A 19,917-nucleotide genomic window follows, 5' to 3' on the forward strand; every position below is an offset into this window, starting at 1 on the left:
CGGCCGGGCGGACACGTCGCCACCGCGGGCGCCCAGCGGAAACGCCCCGCGAGTCGAGCAGCGCGACGCCGCCGGTTGGCGGTGTGTGGGTCGGTTGTGCTGCCGGTTGGCGGTGTGCGGGTCGTGGTCGGTCGTGCCGCGGCTTCCGATTCCCGGTGTGCAGGCCGCGGGCCGGGCAGGGCGGCGGTGGCCCGGCTCAGCGGTGCGCGCGTACGCCCGCGGCCAGTGCGGGGGCGGCCGGGGTGCGGCGCCGGGTCCACAGCAGGCCGATCGCGGCCAGCAGCAGGCCGCCGAACCCCGCCGCGGCGAAGCCCCATGCCGGGCTCGAGTGGTCGATCGCGAAGCCGACCACCGGGCTGCCCGCGGCAAGGCCCAGCCGGGTGGACGCGTCCTGCAGGCCCATCGCCTCGCCGCGGACCGCGGGCGGGGCGAGTGAGCTGACCGTTTCCGTGGTGGCGGCGATGGTCGGGGCGCACAGCAGGTTCGTCGGGATCAGCGCGAGCATCAGCAGCCACCACGGCCGGTCCGCCAACCCGACCGGGATGACCAGCACCGCCAGCAGCAGCATCAGCACGCTCTGCGGTGGTGCGCGCCGGACCGCGCCGTGCGCGATGCCGCCGACTATCGACGCAGCGCACATCACCACGATCACCAGGCCGGTCCAGCTGACGTCGCCGTGCGAGCGCAGCGCGGCCAGCGTCGCGACCTCGGTGCCGATCAGGCAGAACAGCGCACCCGCGGCGACCAGCAGGGTGGCGGCGAGCGGGCCGGAGAGCCAGGTCCGCAGCGGTGGCCGACCGGTGCCTGCCGGCGCTTGTTCGTCCTCGTTGCGGATCGGTGGGTTCAGCAGGTAGGTGAGCAGCGCGGTGATCCCGAAGATCAGGCCGATCCCGCTGAGCGCCACCGTCGCCGACAGCGACGTGATGGCCGCGATCCCGGCCGCCGGGCCGATCATGAACGTGGCCTCGACCAGGATTGTGTCCAGTGAGTACGCCGCCCGCCGCTGTTCGGGCGGAACCAGCGCGGCCAGGATCTGCCGGGCCAAGGAACCGGCAGGCACGGTCAGCACGCCCGCGGGCAGTGCACACGCCACCAGCACCGGGTACGACAGGTGCGGCACCGCGAACCAGAACACCGTGGACGTCGTCCCGCAGGCGGCGACCACCGGGCGCAGGCCGTACCGGTCGATGTTCCGCCCGACCAGCGGCGCGCCCAGTGCCGTGCCCAGCGTGGAGGCCGCGCCGACGACCCCGGCCGCGCCGTAGCCGTGGCCGAGATTGCTGACCACGTACAGGGTGAGCGTGACACCGGTCATGGTCAGCGGGAGCCGTGCGAAGGCCATCAGCGCGATCGATGGAGCGACCCTCGGCAGGGTGAGAACCCGGCGGTACGGCTGAAAAGGCACGTACCCGATGAGAACAAGACCTGGTACGAGCGTGCAACTTCTTTTCGCCGCGGACCCGAGGTGGAAGTTGCTGTCAAACGGAAGTGACTGCGACAATTGCCCGATGACCGCTGACGAACCCATGGGCCTTCGCGAGCGCAAGAAAGCCAGGACCAGGGAGTCGATCCAGCGGCACGCACTGCGGCTGTTCGAGGCGCAGGGCTACGCGGCGACCACGGTGGAGCAGATCGCGGCCGCGGCCGAGGTCTCGCCGAGCACCTTCTTCCGCTACTTCCCGACCAAGGAGGAGACGGTCCTCTACGACCCGGTCGACCCGTTGCTCATCGAGGCGGCCCGCAAGCAGCCCGCGGAGCTGAGCCTGATCGGGGTGATCCGTGCGACGTTGAAGGACGTGCGCGAGAACTGGCCTGCCGAGGTGTGGGCCGAGGAGCGTGTGCGCCAGCGTCTCGTGTTCACCGAACCCGCATTGCGCGCGCGGCTGAGCGAGGGGCACATCGAGGGCATCGACATGATCGCCGGGTTCGTCGCCGAGCGCACCGGCCGCGCACCGGACGATTCCGAGGTGCGCGCGTGGGCCGGTGCGCTGACCGGCGTGCTCCTCGCGGTCGGGATCGCCCGGTTCAACGATCCGAACCTCGACTGGTTCGACGAACTCGACCGCGCCTTCGCGTTCATCGAGGGCGGACTGCAGCTCTGACCGCAATTCCGGGGCCGGCCTGCGCAAAAAACCGAGGTGATTCCGCGACGATTTCGCGGCATTTCTGCCCGCGCCGCGAAGGGCGTGGTTGTGGTGCCGGTCGTGCCTGGTGTTCCGCGGGGTGACCCCTGCTCCGGGGCAGGTGCGTGCGTGGGGGACAACCCTGCTTGGTCCAGTCGCGACACGCGGTCCGACGGAGTGACAAGGGTTCCCGAGCAGGAACTACCCCCGTGTGAGTGAGCGAACTGTTCGTCCGGGGAATCCGGCTACCATGAGTCAGAATCCGGATCGGTCCCGATGATCTTCGGGGGACGGGCAAGTAGTTCACCTTAATCAATGGTGGGAACATTCGAGTCGGCCGGATTCGGCACGTAAGGGTTAGAAAACTCCCTATCCGGTGATCGGCTGGTGCTGGGTCGATACGGCGAGTACCGATTTAGTGCGTCAGGTCCCCAGATGCCAGGAGGTATAGGGAATGAAAGGCAAGATCGGGCGGATCCTCGCCGTGGTAGCCGCCGGGAGTCTGCTGGCGGTCAGCACCTCGGGGATTGCCGCCGCGAGCCCGGCCGGCGGCAAAGGCTCGTCGTCCACCGAGGCCGTCGCCGCGCAGGTACTGCAGCTGCGTGACGATCTGACCAAGGTGGCCTACGCGGGCAACGTCGGGATGACCAGGGACGACCTGCAACAGCTGAGCCCGGTGCTCAGGGACCTCGCGTCGGGCAAGCGCTACCAGGTCCAGTCCGAAACCCAGCAGCTCTCGTCGGCGGCCAAGGTGCGCGCGGACGAGTCCAACCGGCTGCTGGCCGACCCGACGGCCACCCCGCAGCAACTGCCGCCGCTGCCGTTGCCGCCGATCCCGGACCTGCCTGGTCCGCTGAAGGTCGTCAGCGACCTCCTCAAGGCGGTTCTCGGTGCGGTGACGGGAATCCTGGGCGGTTTGCTCGGATCGGTCCCGGTGCCGCCACTGCCGGTGCCGACCCCGGCAACCTGATCGCGGCGCTACGCCGCACCACCTCGTGAGTGGCGACGCCGGTGCGCCCCGGCGGAGCCGCTCACGAGGTGGTTTTCGGTTCGGCAAGGCCCTGGCGCAGTGCGCCGGCCAGTTCGGCGACCGCCTCCCGGAACCGGGAGCCGATCCCGGTGAAGTTCAGGAACCCGTGGATGAGGTCCGACTGCCTGCTCAGCGCCACCGGGACGCCCGCTGCACGCAGTTTTTCCGCGTATGCCTCGCCTTCGTCGCGAAGCGGGTCGAAACCGGCGGTGACCAGGTAGGCCGGCGGAAGTCCACTGTGGTCGGACGCGAGAAGCGGGGAGAGTCGCGGGTCGGACTTGTCGCTGTCCGGGGTCAGGTAGTGGTTCTGGAACCAGGTGATCATTTCGTCGGTCAGGAAGAAGTCTTCCGTGAACAGGTCACGGGAACGCCGGCGCGTGGTGAAATCGACGGCCGGGTAGATCAGCAGCTGGAACGCCGGCGCCGGACCACCGCGGCGCGTCGTTTCCAGTGCGACGACGGCCGAGAGGTTGCCACCCGCGCTGTCGCCGCCCACCGCGATGCGGTCCGGGTCGGCGCCGAGATCGGCGGCCTTGGCGTGCGCGAAGTCGAAGGCGGCGATCGCGTCGTCCACCGGTGCGGGGAAGGGGTGTTCCGGGGCCATCCGGTACTCGACCGACAGCACTCGCACCCCGGCGTGCTTCGCGAGGTAGCGCGCCGCGTTGTCGTGCGACTTGCGGCTGCCGACCACCCAGCCGCCCCCGTGGTAGAAGACCAGCAGTCCGGAGGGTTCGGGCAGTCCGGCCGGGGCGTAGAGGGTGGCATCGAGCGAGACGTCGCCGGACGGGATCACCACCTCGCGGGTCGCGATGCCCTCGAGCTGCCTGCCGTTCACCACCTGCTGGCCCGCCTCGAGCATCGCCCGGGAGTGCCCGACTGAGCCCGGGACCAGTCCGCCGCCGGAGATCCGCTGCAATCGAAGCAGCAGCTGGACGTCCACGTCGAGCTGCTGGCCGTCGAGGCGGACCGGCGAGCCGGCGAGCAGCCGGCGTACCGGCCGGGGCAGTGCGAAGGCCAGCTGCGCGGCCGCGGCCTGGGCACGGATCTGGAGCGGGATCGCCATCGTTCCTCCTGGACGCCGGGAACCCCGAGGTTACTAGCGAGTAGACACTGCGGTCCAGACCGTCCTGTGCTGTGACCCAGCACTCCCTCCCAGAGTGTGGTCCTCCAGTTAGGTCGAGCAGTTAGCCTGGAACGGACAGGCGGTCGAGGCCACCTTCGGGTGGTGTTCGGGGAGGACGGTGGACGTGACGTCAGCCAACCCGGTGCGGGTGCTCGGTATCGGCGGTTCGCTGCGGGACGGCTCGCAGTCGGAGCGTGCGTTGCGCATCGCGCTCGACGCGGCCGCGGAACGCGGCGTGCAGACCGAGCTGATCCCCGGCCCGGAACTGGTACTCCCGTTCTACGACACCGCTGCCGCCGAACGCACTGAGCGCGCGGTGCGGCTGATCGAGGCCGTGCGCGGCGCGGACGGGGTGATCGTCGTTTCGCCCGGGTACCACGGCGCGTTGTCCGGGCTGGTCAAGAACGCCCTCGACTACGTGGAGGACCTGCGCGAGGATGCCCGCCCGTACCTGGACGGCCGCGCGGTGGGCCTGGCCGCCGTCGCCTACGGCTGGCAGGCCGCGGTCACCACGCTCGAGCAGCTGCGCACGATCACGCACGCGTTACGCGGCTGGGCCACTCCGCTGGGCGGTTCCATCAACTCCGCGGAGACGAAGTTCGACGAGGGCGGCGGCGCATCCGATGAAAAGAGCGTGGGCACGCTCCGGCTCATCGGGCAGCAGGTGGCCGACCACGCACTGCTGCGTTCGCGCTGAGGTTTCGCCGTCCGGTCGCCGGGTATTCCCCGGGTGATGCCTGCCATTTCGCGGCACTGATCCGCGGATGCGAAGCGTTGAACCGGTTGAGACGCTGGGAGCAAGGCGTCCCGACGAGGAGGTAGGCAACGCATGGCTGACCCGATCTACACCGCCACGGCGACCGCGCGAGGAGAAGGCCGCAACGGCGAGGTGACCTCGTCCGACGGGGTGATCGACGAGTCGCTGGCGATCCCGAAGGAGATGGGCGGCCCCGGCGGGGACAAGACGAACCCCGAGCAGCTGTTCGCCGCGGGGTACTCGGCCTGTTTCCTCAGCGCGCTGCAGGCGGTGGCGCGGCAGGCGAAGGTATCCCTGCCCGCGGCGACGGTGACCGGCGACGTCAGTGTGTACAAGCAGGATCCGGGTTTTCAGCTCGGCGTCCGGCTGAACGTGTCGCTGCCGGGACTGGCGCAGGACGACGCGGACCGCCTCGTGGAGCAGGCGCACCAGGTCTGCCCGTATTCGAACGCGACTCGCGGCAACATCGAGGTGACGCTCCGCACCACCGTCTGACCGAAAGCCGACCGAGACAGAAAGGACACCGAGATGGCCAACTCTCCGATCAAGAGCCCGCTGTCCGAGGCGGACAAGGAAATCACCGGTAACGCACTGCAGGCGACCCTGGTGGATCTGGTCGACCTGTCCCTGATCGCCAAGCAGGCGCACTGGAACGTGGTCGGCGCCAACTTCCGCAGCGTGCACCTGCAGCTCGACGAGCTGGTGACCACCGCCCGCACCTACACCGACGAGGTGGCCGAGCGGGCGAACGCGATCGGTATCTCGCCCAACGGCAAGGCGAAGACCGTCGTGGAGAGCTCCGGTATCCCGGAGTACCCGGACAACTGGCAGTCGGTGGAGTCCACCCTGGCGGCGGTCGTCACGACGCTGCAGCAGCTGATCGAGCGGCTCCGCAAGCGGATCGACGAAACGGACAAGAGTGACCTCGTGACGCAGGATCTGCTCATCGAGATCACCAAGGAACTGGAGAAGGCGCACTGGATGTGGCAGGCCCAGCAGGCCTGATCGCACCTCGTCGCCAGGAAAAGCCGTCCGCGTTCGCGCGGGCGGCTTTTCGCGTGCGGTGGTCCTCTCCGGTGCGGCGCAGTAGGTTCGGTTCCATGGTGCTGCATCAGGGAAAAGCGCAACGGACGGAACGGAAGCCGGGGACGAATCCGTTGCACGCCGGGGCGAATCCGGCGCTGGCCGCCGAGTTCACCATGCCGCACGAGCGGCTGCGCGACGATTCGCTGCCGCCGGACGCCGCGGTGCAGCTGGTGCGCGACGAACTCATGCTGGACGGCAACGCGCGGCTCAACCTCGCCACGTTCGTCACCACGTGGATGGAGCCGCAGGCCCGCGACCTGATGGCCGAATGCGTCGACAAGAACATGATCGACAAGGACGAGTACCCGCAGACCGCCGAACTGGAGCGGCGCTGCGTGAACATCCTCGCCGACCTGTGGCACGCACCCGATCCGGCCGACATCATGGGCTGCTCGACCACCGGTTCGTCGGAGGCCTGCATGCTCGCCGGCATGGCGCTGAAGCGGCGCTGGTCGAAACTGGGCCGCAGCGGCAAGCCGAACCTGGTGATGGGCGTGAACGTCCAGGTGTGCTGGGAAAAGTTCTGTGCGTACTGGGAGGTCGAGCCGCGGCTGGTGCCGATGGCGGGCGAGCGCTTTCACCTCTCCGCCGAGGAAGCGGTGAAACTCTGCGACGAGAACACCATCGGCGTCGTGGCGATCCTCGGCTCCACCTTCGACGGCAGTTACGAGCCGGTGGCCGAGATCGCCGCCGCGCTCGACGAGCTGCAGGCCCGTACCGGATGGGACATCCCGATGCACGTGGACGGTGCGTCCGGCGCGATGATCGCGCCGTTCCTCGACGAGGACCTGGAATGGGACTTCCGGCTGCCGCGCGTCGCGTCGATCAACACCTCCGGGCACAAGTACGGCCTGGTCTACCCCGGCGTCGGCTGGGTGGTGTGGCGGAACAAGGCGGCGCTGCCCTCGGAACTGGTGTTCAACGTCAACTACCTCGGTGGCGATATGCCCACGTTCGCGCTGAACTTCTCCCGGCCGGGCGCCGAGGTGGCCGCGCAGTACTACACCTTCGTCCGGCTCGGCCGCGAAGGATTCCGCGCCGTGCAGCAGGCTTCGCGGGATGTCGCCACGCAGCTGTCCGCTGCGATCGCCGAGATGGGGCCGTTCGAACTGCTCACCCGTGGCGACCAGTTGCCGGTGTTCGCCTTCACCACGCGTTCCGACGTGACCGGGTTCGACGTTTTCGACGTGTCCCGCAAGCTGCGGGAGCGGGGCTGGCTCGTGCCTGCCTACCCGTTCCCGGAGAACCGCACCGATCTGGCCGTGCTCCGCATCGTGGTGCGCAACGGCTTCACCCACGACCTGGCCGGACTGCTGCTCGCCGACCTCGCCCGTGCACTGCCCGAGCTGCAGCGGCAGGCCGGGCCGCAGCACGACCGGGCCACTTCGACCGCATTCCACCACTGACGCGGGTAACCTGGGCAGATGGGTCTTGCCGCGGACGAACGACGGTCGTTGAGTGCGCTCTTCGAGGAGGTCGGCCCGGACGCGCCGACGCTGTGCGAGGGCTGGCAGACGCGTGATCTGGCCGCGCACCTGGTCGTGCGTGAGCACCGGCTGGATGCGTTGCCGGGCATCCTGCTGCCCGCGCTGGCCGGGCGCACCCAACGGGTCCAGGACGGCTATGCGGCCCAGCCGTGGCCCGAGCTCGTGGACCGGGTCCGCCGCGGTCCGTCGCGGTACTGGCCTGCGTCGATCGGCCCGCTGGCCGAGCTGACCAACGCCGCGGAGTTCCTCGTGCACCACGAGGACGTCCGGCGTGCGCAGCCGGGCTGGCAACCACGACCGCCGGAGCAGGCGCGTGACGAGCAGGCGTGGCGGCTGGCCCGCCAGACGGCAAAGATGAACCTGCGCAAGGCCCCGGTCGGTGTCGTGCTGCGAGCGCCGGACGGCCGCTCCGCAGCAGTCTCGTCCGGCTCACCGGTGGTCACGGTCACCGGAGAGCCGGTGGACCTGCTCCTGTTCGTCTTCGGCCGCGACGCGGTGCACCTGACCTATGAGGGCGACGAGTCCGCGGTGGAGAGCCTGACCACGGCCAAGCGCGGACTCTAGGCGTCTCCGGTAAGGGCGTTCGGCAGTTGTGCCCGGTGGCCGGTCGGGGTGAGTTGACGGACAAGGCGTGGGCAGCGGTCGAGCCGTTGCTGCTGCCGCAGCAAGGCGGCGGCAGCACCGTCAGGTGATCAACGCGATCCGGTGGAAACTGTGCCCCGTGGCGTGTCCCGGCGGATTCGCGGTCACGCCGTGCCGGCGCGGAGGTGCTCCGGCCAGGTGAAGTCGAGATCGGCACCGCTGCACCACTGTTCGTCGAGCTCGCGCAACAAGTCGGTGGCGTCGTGGATTCCGTTGTCCGGCCAGGGAAACGGGTCCTCGCGTAGTACGCCCCACGCCTCTCGGGCTTCGGCGAGCGGGGTGCCCGTCCGTTGTTCCACCGCGTGGTGCAGCACCCCGGCCAGGCATTCGGCCACCCCGATCGAGCGCTTCGCGGACCGGAACACGCGCTTGCTGTGGGCTCGCGCGTCGTGACGGAGTTTTCCCTGCAGTACCACCATGTTGTCGAAGACGCCGCCGGCCGCGATGCAGCCGAAGACGCCACCGGCCCAGCCCAGCTCGCGTTCGGTCACCGCGTGCGCCAGATCGTGCGGCACCCGCCACTTGCGCGAGTAGGACGGCAGCCCGAGCGTCACCCCGTCCACCCGCCGGATGTGCGTGAAGCTTTCCCCGCGCGGGTCGTGTGCGAAGCGGATCTCCATGCTCACGAGGGTGGCCCCTCGGACGCCGCTTCGACCACCGATTTTCCGGCCGAAGCGGCGTCCACGCGGTCAGCGCAGTCCGAGCGCCCGCAGTGCGAAGTGCACCTCGATGGACGTCTGCCTGATCGTCTCGGCGATCACCAGTGAGCCGTGGCCCGCGTCGTAGCGGTAGAACTCGTGGGGTGCGTCGCGTTTGCCCAGTCGGTCGAGGTAGTTCTCGATCTGCCGGATCGGGCAGCGCGGGTCGTTGTCGCCCGCCAGCACCAGCACCGGTGCGGCCACCGCGTCCACATAGGTCAGTGGTGAGCATTCCCGGTACACCGCAGGCACGTCGGCAGGGCCGCCGCCGAACAGCGCGCGGTCGAACGAACGCAGCTGCTCCATCTCGTCCTCGTACGCCGCCACGTAGTCGGCCACCGGCACGCCCGCGACCCCGGCGGCCCAGCGCGTCGGCTGGGTGCCGAGTGCCAGCAACGTGAGATACCCGCCCCAGGACGCTCCGTTCACCACGCATTTGTCCTTATCGGACAGTCCACTGGAGACGGCCCAGTCGTGCACCGCGGCCACGTCCTCGAGTTCGGTGAGGCCGGGACGGCCCTCGATCGCGTCGCGCCACGCCGAGCCGTAACCGGTCGAACCGCGGTAGTTCACCTCGACCACGGCGAACCCGGCGTCGAGCCAGGTCGCGCGGTAGGCGGAGAACCGGTCCTCGTCCGCCGCGTGCGGGCCACCGTGCAGCGAAAACACTGTGGGCAGCGGACCGTCCGGTGCGTCCGCGGGGCGGGACACGAGTGCGTGGATCCGGCCCCCGACGCCTTCGACGAACGCATCGGTCACCGGCGAGGAGCCCGGCGCCTTTTCCCCTGGCGGCGTCAGCAGCACCGAATCGGCGCCATCGGCCGTCCGCGCGCGTACCGCGGCCGGCTCGGCCGCGCTGGACCAGGAGTACTCGATCGTGCCGTCCGGACGGACGCCCGCGCCGCCGATCCGGCCGGGCGGGGTGTCCACAGCGGACAGTTCACCGGTGTCGAGGTCGTAGCGGTACAGCGAACTGCGCGCCTCGTGGAAGTGCACCACCAACAGCGCCCTGGCATCCGGGTACCAGTCGGCGGCGACCTCGCCGGGAAGGTCGATCTCCAGTTCGGTCTCGGTGTCCGCGCGCACGTCCCACACGAGCAGTTCCTCGCGGCCGCGCCGTTCGTGCAGGACCAGCAGTCGCTGGTCGCCGGGCAGCGGGGAGAATTCGAGCGCCTGCAGACCCTTGCCCTCGCCGTCCCATTTGTCCGCGACGGTGGTGAACCCGTCGGTGGACAGCACCCGCAACGCGGGGTGGCGGGAGTCACCGTGTTCGGAGTGCGCGATGGCCAGCAGGCTCTCGTCGCGGGACAACGAGGCGATGCCGGCGTCGTCGGAGTGCTGGTAGAAACGTTCGGTGGTGCCGTCGATCTTCGCGAACAGCTCACTGCCGTCGTCGGTGGAGACGCCGGCCGCGATCACCCTGGTACCGATCTCGAGTCCGGCCGGGTAGCCGTCGTGGATGTCCGGCAGCGCCTTGCTCGCGGTCGAGCTGTCGCTGTCGAAGGCCTGGCTCCGCCAGGAGCCGAACTCGTCGCCGTCGGTGTCGTCGAACCACCAGATCGCCGAACCGTCGGGGGCGGGTGTTGCGTGCAGGGTGCCGTTGGGCCGGTCGGTGACGCGGCGGTGACTGTCGGTGGCGCGATCCCATGCGTACACCTCCCAGACGCCGCTGGCGTTGGAGACGTACACGTTCGCGTCGGGGGCGTCGCGGGCCCATTCGGGCACCGAGATGCGGGGTGCGTGGAAACGGGCTCGCCAGCGGTTTTCGGCTTCGGTGTCGTCGAACAGGCGGTCCGGGACCACCGCGGGCGGGTACTGGTTGCCTGACTGCGTGCTCACCCCTCGATCCTGCCACCTTCTGGCCGTACTGTGTGCGGGGTGCTGGAGGGTTATGCGCCGGGGTACGGCCAGGATGCGGTGTCGATGATGGCGGCACGTACCGCGGCTGAGCGCGCGGCGTTCGCGCGGGCGCTGGTCTCCCCGGGGATGCGCGTGCTCGACCTCGGCTGCGGCCCCGGCTCGATCACCGAGGACCTGGCCGCAGGCGCGCACGTCGTCGGCGTCGACGCACACCTCGCCATCCTGCCGAAAAAGTCCACAGTGGACTTTATTGCGGGAAGCGCATACGCCCTGCCGTTCGGCGCCGCCTCGGTGGATGTCGTGTTCTCGCACGCTCTTTTCGAACACCTGGCGGAGCCGCTGGCCGCCCTTGAGGAAGTGCGCCGCGTGCTGCGCCCCGGCGGTCGTCTCGCGTTGTCCACTTCGGACTGGAGCCGGGCGAGGGTGCGGCCCCGCAGCGCGAATGTCGATGCCGCCCTGCGTGGCCACTACTTGCTGCGCCGCCGGGCGGGCGGCGACCCGTTCGCCGGTCGCAGTATCGGCGCACTGGTGGCGCGGGCCGGCTTCACCGGGATCTCCGAACGCGCGCGCTTCCGCGAGGACCTGCCCTACCGCGCCCTGGCCACCTACGTCGAGTCCCGCCTCGCCACCGCGCTGTCCGATCCGGGCCACCCGGACCGTGACCAGCTGACCTCGGCTGCCCGCTCTGCCTGGTCGTGGGTCCGCACCGCCGGTCCCGGCGACTTCGTCCAGTGCTGGCAGGAACTCACCGCCACGCGCTGATCTTCCTTATCCTTCCTTATTCAGTGGCCGGATAGGTAAGGATGCGTCATTATGGGGACATGTCGACCTTCTACTCGGCCGAGGAAGTAGCCGATCTCCTCGGCTTGCACGTCCGTACCGTCCGCGGCTACGTGCGGGACGGCCGGCTGCCCGCGACCAAGATCGGCAAGCAGTACCGGATCGCCGCGGACGATCTGGCGACCTTCACCGGCGGGCAGTCCCCCGAACGCAGTCCGCGGCGGGCAGAGGTCACCGCCGTGGTCCAGCTGGAGGAGCTTTCCGCCGCGGACCAAGACCGGCTGTCCACCCTCGTGCTGGCCGCCGTCAACGGCCGCCCGGACCCCGGCCGTCCGCTCCACGTGCACACCGCACGAGACGAACACCGCAACGCACTGAAGATCGTCGTCATCGGCCCGGCGGCGGAAACCGCCCGGCTGATCGACCTGATCGCCACTTTCTCGGAGGCAGCCAGATGACCGGCATCTACCGATCCGAAGCAGCCCGCCGCGCCGTGCTGGAGGGCTATCGGGCGTTCCTCGACCAGATCGAACCGGCAGAAGAGACCACCGTGCAGACCAGACACGGTGCGACCTTCGTCCGCTCCACCGGTCCGCCGGACGCGCCACCGGTGATCCTGTTGCACGGCGCCGGGAGCAACACCCTGGCCTGGGCCGCGGACTTCCCGGTCTGGTCGAAGACCCACCGGCTGCACGCGGTCGACGTGATCGGCGAACCGGGCTTCAGTGCGCAGTCCCGCCCTCCGCTGGACACCGCTGCGCACGCGGACTGGCTGGACGACGTGCTGGCCGCACTCGGCATCACCAGCGCCGCATTCGCCGGTATCTCGCTGGGCGGCTGGCTGGCCACCGACTACGCAGTGCGCCGTCCGGAAAAGGTCACTCGCCTGGCACTGGTGGTCCCCGCAGGCATCGGCAGACAGCGCTACCGCGCAGTGGCGATTTCCTTGCTGCTACTACCTTTCGGCCGCCCCGGCGGCCGGTGGGCGATGAACTACGCCATCGGCCCGACGACAACCCCGTTCGCCGGCCCCTTCGCCGACTACACCCGCACCGTCCAGCGTTCCTATCAGCCGCGCCTGGCCCCGGTCCCACGCTTCACCGACGCAAAACTGCGCACCCTGACCCTGCCGCTCATCGCCATCGCAGGCGCCAAAGACCGCATGTTCAACGCACCGGAAACCGCAAAGCGCCTACACACCACAACCCCGCACGCAACCATCACCCTGATCCACCACACCGGCCACCTCCCCACCGCCTACCGAACCCCCATCCACACCTTCCTGCAGCAGTAGCCGCCACCCGGCGACCCCACAACGCGACTAAAGATCGTCCCGTGGCAGCATCCCGGCAAGATCGATGATCTTGGTGTGGGCCAGGTGATCAGTGTGGATCGCCGGGTGCCGGTGTTCACGGGCTTGCCGGTGCGGCAGTTTCGGAAGCTGGTGTGGGTCGGGGTGGCGAGCAGACCGGCACCGGTCGCCGGTATCGCGTCAACTCCACTCGGACACGGTGCCGACCGTGAACGGCACACCGCCACTACCGCACGGGAAGCACAACCCCAACACCGTCCACGCTCAACTCGAGCATGCCCTCGCACACCCGAAATCCCGGACCATCCCGCGCAACTACCGCCGCCCCCGCAGCGTCCCGCAAGCCACCCGCCAGATCACCCTCACCCGCAACCTGCCCGGCCGCTCACCCCCCATCCCCACCCACTACGGAACAACCCCAACCCACGATCAGCGACCACAGGATTGGGGGTCCAGGGGGTGAAGCCCGCCTGGCGGGGCTTTGGGGGTTCGACCCCCAAAAAAACACCGAGGGGGCCGCGAAAGGTTGGCGCTTTCCGCCAACACGCGGCCCCCAAGGCTCACTCGTCGGGGTGGCGGGATTTGAACCCACGACCTCCTCGACCCGAACGAGGCACGCTACCAAGCTGCGCCACACCCCGAGGTACTGCTTAACGGGTCGAGAAGAAGTCTAGCGGACGGGTTTTGCCGCCTTGCGCCGGGCTGGCTTCCGGGGTTGGCTGGCGTCGGATCCGCGCGGGACCAGGGTCAACAGGGTTGCCTCCGGCGGGCAGGCGAAGCGCGCGGGGGCGTAGGGGGAGGTGCCGAGTCCCGCGGAGACGTGCAGCCACATGTCGGCTCCCCAGCGCGAGGCGCCGCGGGCGCGGGTGCGGTCGAGTTCGCAGTTGGTCACGAGTGCGCCGTAGCCGGGGATGCGGAGCTGGCCGCCGTGGGTGTGACCGGCGAGGACCAGGTCGTATCCGTCGGTGGCGAAGGTGTCGAGCACCCGGGGTTCGGGTGAGTGGGTGACGCCGAGCCGGACAACCGCGGTGGCGTCGGCGGGGCCGGCGATGTCGGAGTACCGGTCGCGGCGCAGGTGCGGATCGTCGACGCCGGCGGCGAACACCACGCGCCCGCCGACGTCGACTGTGCGGCGTACGTGGGTGAGATCGGTCCAGCCGTGTTCGACGAAGGCGGCACGCAGGTCTCGCCAGGGCAGCTGGGTGCCGTGGATGCGCTTTTTCTTGCCGCGGGGCATGAGATAGCGCGCGGGATTCTTGGGTTTGGGCGCGTAGTAGTCGTTGCTGCCGAAGATGAACAGCCCTGGCCGGTCGAGCAGCGGCCCGAGTGCCCGCACCACGCCGGGCACGGCGCTGCGATGCGAGAGGTTGTCCCCGGTGTTGACGACGAGGTCCGGTTCGAGCCGGTCGAGCGCGGCGACCCAGCGTTGTTTGCTGTGGTGGCCCGGCAGCATGTGCAGGTCGGAAATGTGCAGGATGGTGAACGGCCGGGTGCCGGGGGCGAGCACGGGCAGCTCGGCGGTCCGCAGTGTCCAGTGCCGCCGTTCGATCCCGACGGCGTAACCGAGGGTCGCGGCTCCCAGTGCGACTGTCCCCGCGGCGAGTTGGACAGCCTTCGTGCCCCGATGACTGGAATTACCGAGCGTGCTCACAGTGCGAGGATACGTGTTCGATCGTGGTCCGCGCCGCCATGGTCTCAGTGTTCTCAGGTAACTACGGAGCGTGCCGATGCGGCCGGGATTGCGTGCTCTACCTGGATGATCGCGGCAGGTCCGGACAGTCGGACCGCTCCACCGGGCGGTTACTGTGAGCAAACTCGTCGGAATGGCAGAGCTTCCGCCTCCGGGGTACTTCGGGTTCCGGCGACGAACGCGGCCGCTGAACCCGTCTCCGGTGCGCCAAGGCGTGCGTTCCCGGCAGCGCCGGGTTTCCGGCGTGCGGAGCGTTTGCGTTGCCGCGGAAGGAACTCTGACCGGCTGGCGCTGATCGGCCACGGCCGGCTTCGGGGCGCGCGGGCCCGAAGCCGGGCTCCACGCACCCCGAAGGTCTGTCTCAGCGTCCGGTGTACTTCGGATCCTCCGGGGGCAACGGGACGACCGGTTGGTCGCCGAGGATGTTCTTCATCGCGCCGAACCAGGTTTGCGCCGGTGTGACGCCACCGAACATGTTGCCTTCGCCGCAGGTTCTGACGTTGCCGGGTGCGCCGTAGCAGAGGCCGCCGCTGCCTGCGGTGCGGAAGACCATGGCTGCGCCTGCCATTTGCGGGGTCCCCGCGACGAACGTGGCCGAGCCGTTGTTCTGGGAGGTTCCCGTCTTGCCGAGGATCGGGCGGTTCCATCCTGCGCTCGCCGCGGCCTTCGCGGACGTGCCGCCTGCCTGGTCGTCCTTGCTCATACCGACCGCCATGGTGTTCGCCAGGCCTTCGGGCACCACCTGCTGACAGGCTTCTTCCTTGACCTGCACCGATTTCCCGTCCCGGTCGGTCACCGAGGACAACGGCGTCGGCGGGCACCAGACGCCGCCACTGAGCAGTGTCGCCGCGACGTTGCCCAATTCCAGGCCGTTCGTCGGGCTGAAGCCAAGGGTGAATGCACCGTAACCGGGCGACTTTGCGGTCGGACCGTAGGCCTTCGACTGCGGCACGCTCTTCGGGTCCTTCGGATCCACCGCGCCACCGTTGGTGTTGCTGGCCATGGTGTCGCGCATGCCGAGCTTGGTCGCCATGTCGATGGCCGGGCCGGTACTGCCCAGCCGGTCCTCCAGCGCCACGAACGCGGTGTTCGGCGAGGTTGCCAACGCGTTCTGCAGTGAACTCGACGCGGGCGAGTTCTTACTGGCGTTGCCGACGCAATACCAGTTGGAGTTCAGCGGTGGCCCGGTCCCCGGACAGTGGCTGCCGCCACCGGTGAACACGTGCGAGGTGTAATTGCCGCCGACCGGAATGGTGCTGTAGATCCCGGCGATCCCACGGTCCATGATCGCCGCCGTGGTGAAGATCTTGTAGCTCGACCCCGCCCCGCCGGTGTTGTAAACCCCGGACGGCAGCGCGTAGGTCGTTTGTCCTTGATCGGCGTCGATCCCGTAGTCCCGGTTGGCCGCGAGCGCGACCACCTCGTGCCGGTCCTTGCCGGGCCGGACCAGGGAGAGCGTGTTGGCCACGTTCTTCTGGGTCTTCTTCACCTGCGCTTCGGCGGACATCTTGGCCTCGTGGTTGGCCTTCTCGTCCAGCGTGGTCTTGATCGTGTACCCGCCGGCGTAGAGCTGGTCCTTCGAGATCCCGGACTTGATCAGGTAGTCCTCGACGTACTGGCAGAAGAAGCCGTTCTCGGTGCCGGCGCCGGTGCAGTTCGACGGGGGCTTCGAAGGGGTGTCCGGTACGACGCCGAGCGGCTCTGTCTTGAACCGGTCCGCATCCGTCTTCGCCAGCTTCTGGTTGGCGACCATCCGGTCGAGTACCAGGTTGCGCCGCTTGGTGGCCTTGTCCGGGTGGTTCCACGGATCGAACACGATCGGGTTGTTCACCAGCCCGGCCAGCAGTGCGGCCTGCGGCACGGTGAGCTTTTCCGGCGTCGTGTCGAAGTAGGCGTGCGCGGCGGCACCGATGCCGTAGATCTGCCGGGAGAACTCGACCACGTTGAGGTAGCCGGTGAGGATCTGGTCCTTCGACAGCTTCGTCTCGAGGTTGATCGCGATGCGGGCTTCCTTGAGCTTGCGCGAGAGCGTCTGCTCCTGCGCCTTCTCCTGGCCCGTCTTGTCCTTCCGGTAGACGACGTTGATCAGGTAGTTCTTCACGTACTGCTGGGTGATCGTGGAGGCACCCTGGGTGTCGCCGCCTGCGGAGTTCGACACCGCGGCGCGCAGCGTGCGCGCCCAGTTCACGCCGTGGTGCTCGTAGAACGCCTTGTCCTCCGCCGAGAGCAGGGCCCAGCGCATCGGGTCGTTGATCTCCTTCGGCGAGACCGGAACGCGGTACTGGTCATACAGCGTCGCGATCGGGTTGTTCGCCGAGTCGGTGATGGTGGTGACCAGCGGTGGCGGCACGTCGGCGAGGTCGGACGAGGTCTTCTCCACCGTTTCGCTCGCCTGGTTCGATGCCACGCCGGCCGCGCCCACCACGGGGAACAGGATTCCGGCGACCAGTACCCCCGCGAGCAGGCAGAGGCCGAGCAGTTTGAACAGACCGTCCGTTTTGCGCACGAGGGCCAGGGTACTGAAGGCATGTGGTGCTTCCGTGACCTCACACCCGCGAGCAACGGATAAACCCGGCAAAAAGGACGAGTTGAGGTCACTTCCGGTAACAGAATGCAGGTTAGGTCTTGGCGAAGGGAACCGACGACCCCTACAGTCCGTCAACGTCTCACGTACATGCCGACAGACGGGCCAACGCGGGTGGGAGCCCGGGTGGTCCGAACGGCGGCAGCGGCACCGGGGAGGTGCCGTCACCGACGTGTGGCGCAGAGGGAAGAAACGCTCGCGGGGGTGGGAGCGGGAGCTTCACCTTCGCTGGTGTCATACACCAGATGAGGGAGCTGGGGGTATGCAGACCAACGAGTCGAGCTGGCGGGTCAATGCGACGTGCCGGGACGCCGATCCCGACGTGTTGTTCGTCCGCGGCGCGGAGCAGCACCGGGCGAAGGCCGTGTGCATGGGGTGCCCGGTTCGCACGGAATGCCTCGCCGAGGCGCTCGACGGCCGGATCAACTTCGGCGTCTGGGGCGGTATGACCGAGCGGGAACGGCGGGCGTTGCTCCGCCGCCGCCCGGACGTGACGAGCTGGACCGAACTGCTCGAGGCGGCGAAGCGGGACGCACTCGCGGCCGCCACGGCAGGCTAGGCCGTCCCGGTCCTCGTGGGCGTCCGGTACGCCGGTTCGCTCACGAGGCCGTGGCCAGTTTCCCGCCGATGTCGCGCAGGCCTTCGACGTCGTGCACGTCGCCCGCGAGCGCGGGCACCCGAACCAGCGGGACCTCCGGATGCGCCCGGGTGAACCGGGCGAGCAGCCGGTTCTCGCGATCGGCAAGAACCACCCGATCGGCATGCAGCCGCAGCACGGCCTCGGCCAGCGGCGCGTTCTGCACCGATTCGGCGGCGGTCAGCGCCTCCGGCCCGGACAGCGGGGCCAGCACCGGATGGGTCCGGTTGGCCACCAGCCCGGCCAGCGGCATCCCTTCTCCGGCGAGCCGTTCCACGAAATAGGACGCCTCCCGCAGCGCGTCCGGCTCCGGCGCCGCGATCACCAGGAACGACGTACCGGACGAGCGCAACAGTTCGGCGGTCTTGCGGGCCCGTTCGCGGAACCCGCCGAACATGGTGTCGAAGGCCTGCATGAATGCCGACGCGTCGGCGAGCAGCTGGCCGCCGATGATCGTGGACACCGCCTTCGCGAACATCGAGAACCCGGCACTGACCACCTTGCGCAGTCCCCAGCCGCCTGCCTTCGCGGGGCCGGTGAGCAGCCGGATCATCCGCCCGTCGAGCGCGGTGGACAGCCGGGTCGGCGCGTCCAGGAAGTCGAGTGCGGACCGGCTCGGCGGCGTGTCGACCACGATCAGGTCCCACTCGTCGGTGGCCGCGAGCTGGCCGAGCTTCTCCATCGCCATGTACTCCTGCGTGCCGGAGAACGACGTGGAAATGGTCTGGTAGAAGGGGTTCTGCAGGAGCTGCTCGGCGCGCTCCGGACCGGCGTGCACCCGCACCATGTCGTCGAAGGTGCGGCGCATGTCGAGCATCATCGCCCACAGCTCGCCCTTGGGCTCGAAGCCTTCGACCTGTACCTGTTTCGGGTGGTTGCCCAGTTCCCGCAGCCCGAGCGCCTGCGCCAGCCGGCGGGCCGGGTCGATGGTGAGCACCACCGTCTGGCGTCCGCGTTCGGCCGCACGCAGCGCGAGCGCCGCCGCGGTGGTGGTCTTGCCGACCCCACCGGACCCGCAGCACACGATCACGCGGCTTTCCGGGTCGTCGAGCAGGGCGTCCACCTCGATCGGCTGAGCAGGCATCAGCGCACCCCCTGGTCCTGCAGTGCTTCGGCGAGTTCGTAAAGCGCGGCGACGTCGATGCCGTCGGTGAGGTCCGGCAGCTCCAGCGTCGGCAGGTCCGCTTCGGCGAGCTGCTCGCGGGCGCGTTGCTCGGCAGCCACCCGCACGGCGTGGCCCACGGTCTCCTCCACGAGCGCGTCCAGCGTCTCGTCCGGCAGCTTCAGCCCGGCCGACGCAAGGCCGGAACGCACTCGTTCGGCGTCCACCCGGCCGTCCGCGGCCGCGGTGACCGAACGCGCGGGCAGCCGGGGCGGGCGGACCCGGTTGACCAGCACCGCGCCCGGCCGCAGATCGGCGCCGTCCAGCTCGGCCACGGCTTCCACGGTCTCGCGGACCGGCATTTCCTCCAGCAGCGTGGTGAGGTGGATCGCGGTCTCGCCGGAGTGCAGCAGCCGCACGACGCCGTCGGCCTGTCCACGGATCGGGCCGGTCTTGGCCAGATCGGTCAGTGCCTTGGTGACGTCGAGGAACTTCACCACGCGGCCGGTCGGCGGGGAGTCGACCACCACCGCGTCGTAGGTGTGCCTGCCGTCGGATTCGGTGCGGCCGACGCACTCCTTGATCTTCCCGGTGAGCAGTACGTCGCGCAGACCCGGTGCGAGCGTGGTGGCGAACTCGATCGCGCCCATCCGGCGCAGCGTGCGGCCCGCGAAACCCAGGTTGTAGAACATCTCGAAGTATTCGAGCAGTGCCGCTTCGACGTCGATGTGCAGGGCCCGCAGCTCGCCCCCACCGGGCACCGAGGCAATGCGCTGCTCCGCGTACGGCAGCGGTTCGGTGTCGAAGAGCTGGGCAATGCCCTGCCGTCCCTCGACCTCGATCAGCAGCACCCGGCGGCCGTCGCGGGCGAGCGCGAGGCCGAGTGCCGCGGCGAGCGTGGTCTTGCCGGTGCCGCCCTTGCCGGTGACGAAATGCAGCCGGGCCCGGGTGAGCTCGTCGGGCCAGCCGGCGGAGGGTGTGGTCACGACGTCAACAGTAAACCGGC

At 69.3% G+C, this 19,917-nt stretch carries 19 protein-coding genes and 1 tRNA gene; 11 read left to right on the forward strand and 9 right to left on the reverse strand.

What is annotated here, in order from left to right; translation table 11 throughout:
• Nucleotides 1–196: 196 nt before the first annotated feature.
• A complete protein-coding gene (locus tag ABD793_RS23820; protein WP_344863713.1) occupies nucleotides 197–1,342 on the reverse strand; it encodes an MFS transporter in 1,146 nt (381 codons plus the stop codon).
• A gap of 166 nt (nucleotides 1,343–1,508) precedes the next feature.
• Here ABD793_RS23820 and ABD793_RS23825 point away from each other — a divergent pair, with 166 nt between their 5' ends.
• Nucleotides 1,509–2,102 carry an acyl-CoA-like ligand-binding transcription factor gene (locus tag ABD793_RS23825; protein ID WP_344863565.1) on the forward strand — a complete coding sequence of 198 codons (594 nt, stop codon included), beginning with the start codon at nucleotides 1,509–1,511 and terminating at the stop codon, nucleotides 2,100–2,102.
• A gap of 475 nt (nucleotides 2,103–2,577) precedes the next feature.
• On the forward strand, nucleotides 2,578–3,093 hold the full coding sequence (locus ABD793_RS23830; RefSeq protein ID WP_344863567.1) for a hypothetical protein: 516 nt from the start codon (nucleotides 2,578–2,580) through the stop codon (nucleotides 3,091–3,093).
• A gap of 61 nt (nucleotides 3,094–3,154) precedes the next feature.
• Here the strand turns inward: ABD793_RS23830 and ABD793_RS23835 are convergent, their stop codons facing one another.
• On the reverse strand, nucleotides 3,155–4,216 hold the full coding sequence (locus tag ABD793_RS23835; RefSeq protein ID WP_344863569.1) for an alpha/beta hydrolase: 1,062 nt from the start codon (nucleotides 4,214–4,216) through the stop codon (nucleotides 3,155–3,157).
• A 184-nt stretch (nucleotides 4,217–4,400) separates the two neighbouring features.
• On the opposite strand from ABD793_RS23835, the gene ABD793_RS23840 reads away from it, so the two are divergent.
• From ABD793_RS23840 to ABD793_RS23860, 5 genes are all read left to right on the forward strand, one after another.
• A complete protein-coding gene (locus tag ABD793_RS23840) occupies nucleotides 4,401–4,973 on the forward strand; it encodes an NADPH-dependent FMN reductase (protein WP_344863571.1) in 573 nt (190 codons plus the stop codon).
• Nucleotides 4,974–5,105: 132 nt separating this feature from the next.
• Nucleotides 5,106–5,528, forward strand: coding sequence for an organic hydroperoxide resistance protein (locus tag ABD793_RS23845; RefSeq protein WP_344863573.1), 423 nt, complete (start codon nucleotides 5,106–5,108; stop codon nucleotides 5,526–5,528).
• A gap of 33 nt (nucleotides 5,529–5,561) precedes the next feature.
• Nucleotides 5,562–6,038: a Dps family protein gene (locus ABD793_RS23850; protein WP_344863575.1), complete on the forward strand. Its 477-nt coding sequence runs from the start codon at nucleotides 5,562–5,564 to the stop codon at nucleotides 6,036–6,038.
• Nucleotides 6,039–6,133: 95 nt separating this feature from the next.
• Nucleotides 6,134–7,525: a glutamate decarboxylase gene (gad, locus tag ABD793_RS23855; RefSeq protein ID WP_344863577.1), complete on the forward strand. Its 1,392-nt coding sequence runs from the start codon at nucleotides 6,134–6,136 to the stop codon at nucleotides 7,523–7,525.
• A gap of 18 nt (nucleotides 7,526–7,543) precedes the next feature.
• A complete protein-coding gene (locus tag ABD793_RS23860; RefSeq protein ID WP_344863579.1) occupies nucleotides 7,544–8,170 on the forward strand; it encodes a TIGR03085 family metal-binding protein in 627 nt (208 codons plus the stop codon).
• A 182-nt stretch (nucleotides 8,171–8,352) separates the two neighbouring features.
• Here the strand turns inward: ABD793_RS23860 and ABD793_RS23865 are convergent, their stop codons facing one another.
• A complete protein-coding gene (locus ABD793_RS23865) occupies nucleotides 8,353–8,868 on the reverse strand; it encodes a hypothetical protein (protein ID WP_344863581.1) in 516 nt (171 codons plus the stop codon).
• A gap of 69 nt (nucleotides 8,869–8,937) precedes the next feature.
• Entirely contained in the window at nucleotides 8,938–10,785 is a 1,848-nt protein-coding gene (locus ABD793_RS23870) for a S9 family peptidase (protein ID WP_344863583.1), read from the reverse strand.
• Between the two features lie 39 nt (nucleotides 10,786–10,824).
• Between ABD793_RS23870 and ABD793_RS23875 the strand changes: the two genes are divergently transcribed.
• The 3 genes from ABD793_RS23875 to ABD793_RS23885 are packed head-to-tail and all read left to right on the forward strand — an operon-like array spanning nucleotide 10,825 to nucleotide 12,880.
• Nucleotides 10,825–11,568: a class I SAM-dependent methyltransferase gene (locus ABD793_RS23875; protein ID WP_344863585.1), complete on the forward strand. Its 744-nt coding sequence runs from the start codon at nucleotides 10,825–10,827 to the stop codon at nucleotides 11,566–11,568.
• A gap of 59 nt (nucleotides 11,569–11,627) precedes the next feature.
• On the forward strand, nucleotides 11,628–12,044 hold the full coding sequence (locus ABD793_RS23880) for a helix-turn-helix domain-containing protein (RefSeq protein WP_344863587.1): 417 nt from the start codon (nucleotides 11,628–11,630) through the stop codon (nucleotides 12,042–12,044).
• Complete coding sequence (locus tag ABD793_RS23885; RefSeq protein ID WP_344863589.1) at nucleotides 12,041–12,880, forward strand: alpha/beta fold hydrolase; 840 nt, start codon at nucleotides 12,041–12,043, stop codon at nucleotides 12,878–12,880. Before ABD793_RS23880 ends, ABD793_RS23885 begins: the two co-directional genes overlap by 4 nt.
• 585 nt (nucleotides 12,881–13,465) lie before the next feature.
• Here the strand turns inward: ABD793_RS23885 and ABD793_RS23890 are convergent.
• From ABD793_RS23890 to ABD793_RS23900, 3 genes are all read right to left on the reverse strand, one after another.
• A tRNA-Pro gene (locus ABD793_RS23890) sits at nucleotides 13,466–13,539 on the reverse strand.
• Between the two features lie 29 nt (nucleotides 13,540–13,568).
• Nucleotides 13,569–14,549 carry a metallophosphoesterase gene (locus ABD793_RS23895; RefSeq protein WP_344863591.1) on the reverse strand — a complete coding sequence of 327 codons (981 nt, stop codon included), beginning with the start codon at nucleotides 14,547–14,549 and terminating at the stop codon, nucleotides 13,569–13,571.
• 400 nt (nucleotides 14,550–14,949) lie between these two features.
• The gene (locus ABD793_RS23900; protein ID WP_344863593.1) at nucleotides 14,950–17,094 is read right to left on the reverse strand and encodes a transglycosylase domain-containing protein; all 2,145 of its coding nucleotides are present in this window, start codon (nucleotides 17,092–17,094) and stop codon (nucleotides 14,950–14,952) included.
• 340 nt (nucleotides 17,095–17,434) lie between these two features.
• On the opposite strand from ABD793_RS23900, the gene ABD793_RS23905 reads away from it, so the two are divergent.
• Nucleotides 17,435–17,731, forward strand: a complete 297-nt coding sequence (locus ABD793_RS23905; RefSeq protein ID WP_344863595.1) for a WhiB family transcriptional regulator — start codon at nucleotides 17,435–17,437, stop codon at nucleotides 17,729–17,731.
• Between the two features lie 40 nt (nucleotides 17,732–17,771).
• On the opposite strand, the gene bagB is transcribed toward ABD793_RS23905, so the two are convergent.
• Together bagB and bagA are read right to left on the reverse strand one after the other, a co-directional pair.
• Nucleotides 17,772–18,893 carry an ATPase BagB gene (gene bagB / locus ABD793_RS23910; RefSeq protein ID WP_344863597.1) on the reverse strand — a complete coding sequence of 374 codons (1,122 nt, stop codon included), beginning with the start codon at nucleotides 18,891–18,893 and terminating at the stop codon, nucleotides 17,772–17,774.
• The gene (bagA, locus tag ABD793_RS23915; RefSeq protein WP_344863599.1) at nucleotides 18,893–19,897 is read right to left on the reverse strand and encodes an ATPase BagA; all 1,005 of its coding nucleotides are present in this window, start codon (nucleotides 19,895–19,897) and stop codon (nucleotides 18,893–18,895) included. The genes bagB and bagA overlap by 1 nt, the downstream gene beginning before the upstream one ends.
• Nucleotides 19,898–19,917 lie beyond the last annotated feature (20 nt).

It is taken from the genome of Amycolatopsis ultiminotia (genome assembly GCF_039536925.1).
Lineage (GTDB): Bacteria > Actinomycetota > Actinomycetes > Mycobacteriales > Pseudonocardiaceae > Amycolatopsis > Amycolatopsis ultiminotia.

Bases quoted from the DNA above. Each gene is read 5' to 3' on its own strand.
- ABD793_RS23820 (WP_344863713.1), bottom strand. From the start codon at position 1,342: ATGGCCTTCGCACGGCTCCCGCTGACCATGACCGGTGTCACGCTCACC.
- ABD793_RS23825 (WP_344863565.1), top strand. From the start codon at position 1,509: ATGACCGCTGACGAACCCATGGGCCTTCGCGAGCGCAAGAAAGCCAGG.
- ABD793_RS23830 (WP_344863567.1), top strand. From the start codon at position 2,578: ATGAAAGGCAAGATCGGGCGGATCCTCGCCGTGGTAGCCGCCGGGAGT.
- ABD793_RS23835 (WP_344863569.1), bottom strand. From the start codon at position 4,216: ATGGCGATCCCGCTCCAGATCCGTGCCCAGGCCGCGGCCGCGCAGCTG.
- ABD793_RS23845 (WP_344863573.1), top strand. From the start codon at position 5,106: ATGGCTGACCCGATCTACACCGCCACGGCGACCGCGCGAGGAGAAGGC.
- ABD793_RS23850 (WP_344863575.1), top strand. From the start codon at position 5,562: ATGGCCAACTCTCCGATCAAGAGCCCGCTGTCCGAGGCGGACAAGGAA.
- gad (WP_344863577.1), top strand. From the start codon at position 6,134: ATGGTGCTGCATCAGGGAAAAGCGCAACGGACGGAACGGAAGCCGGGG.
- ABD793_RS23860 (WP_344863579.1), top strand. From the start codon at position 7,544: ATGGGTCTTGCCGCGGACGAACGACGGTCGTTGAGTGCGCTCTTCGAG.
- ABD793_RS23865 (WP_344863581.1), bottom strand. From the start codon at position 8,868: ATGGAGATCCGCTTCGCACACGACCCGCGCGGGGAAAGCTTCACGCAC.
- ABD793_RS23880 (WP_344863587.1), top strand. From the start codon at position 11,628: ATGTCGACCTTCTACTCGGCCGAGGAAGTAGCCGATCTCCTCGGCTTG.
- ABD793_RS23885 (WP_344863589.1), top strand. From the start codon at position 12,041: ATGACCGGCATCTACCGATCCGAAGCAGCCCGCCGCGCCGTGCTGGAG.
- ABD793_RS23905 (WP_344863595.1), top strand. From the start codon at position 17,435: ATGCAGACCAACGAGTCGAGCTGGCGGGTCAATGCGACGTGCCGGGAC.
- bagB (WP_344863597.1), bottom strand. From the start codon at position 18,893: ATGCCTGCTCAGCCGATCGAGGTGGACGCCCTGCTCGACGACCCGGAA.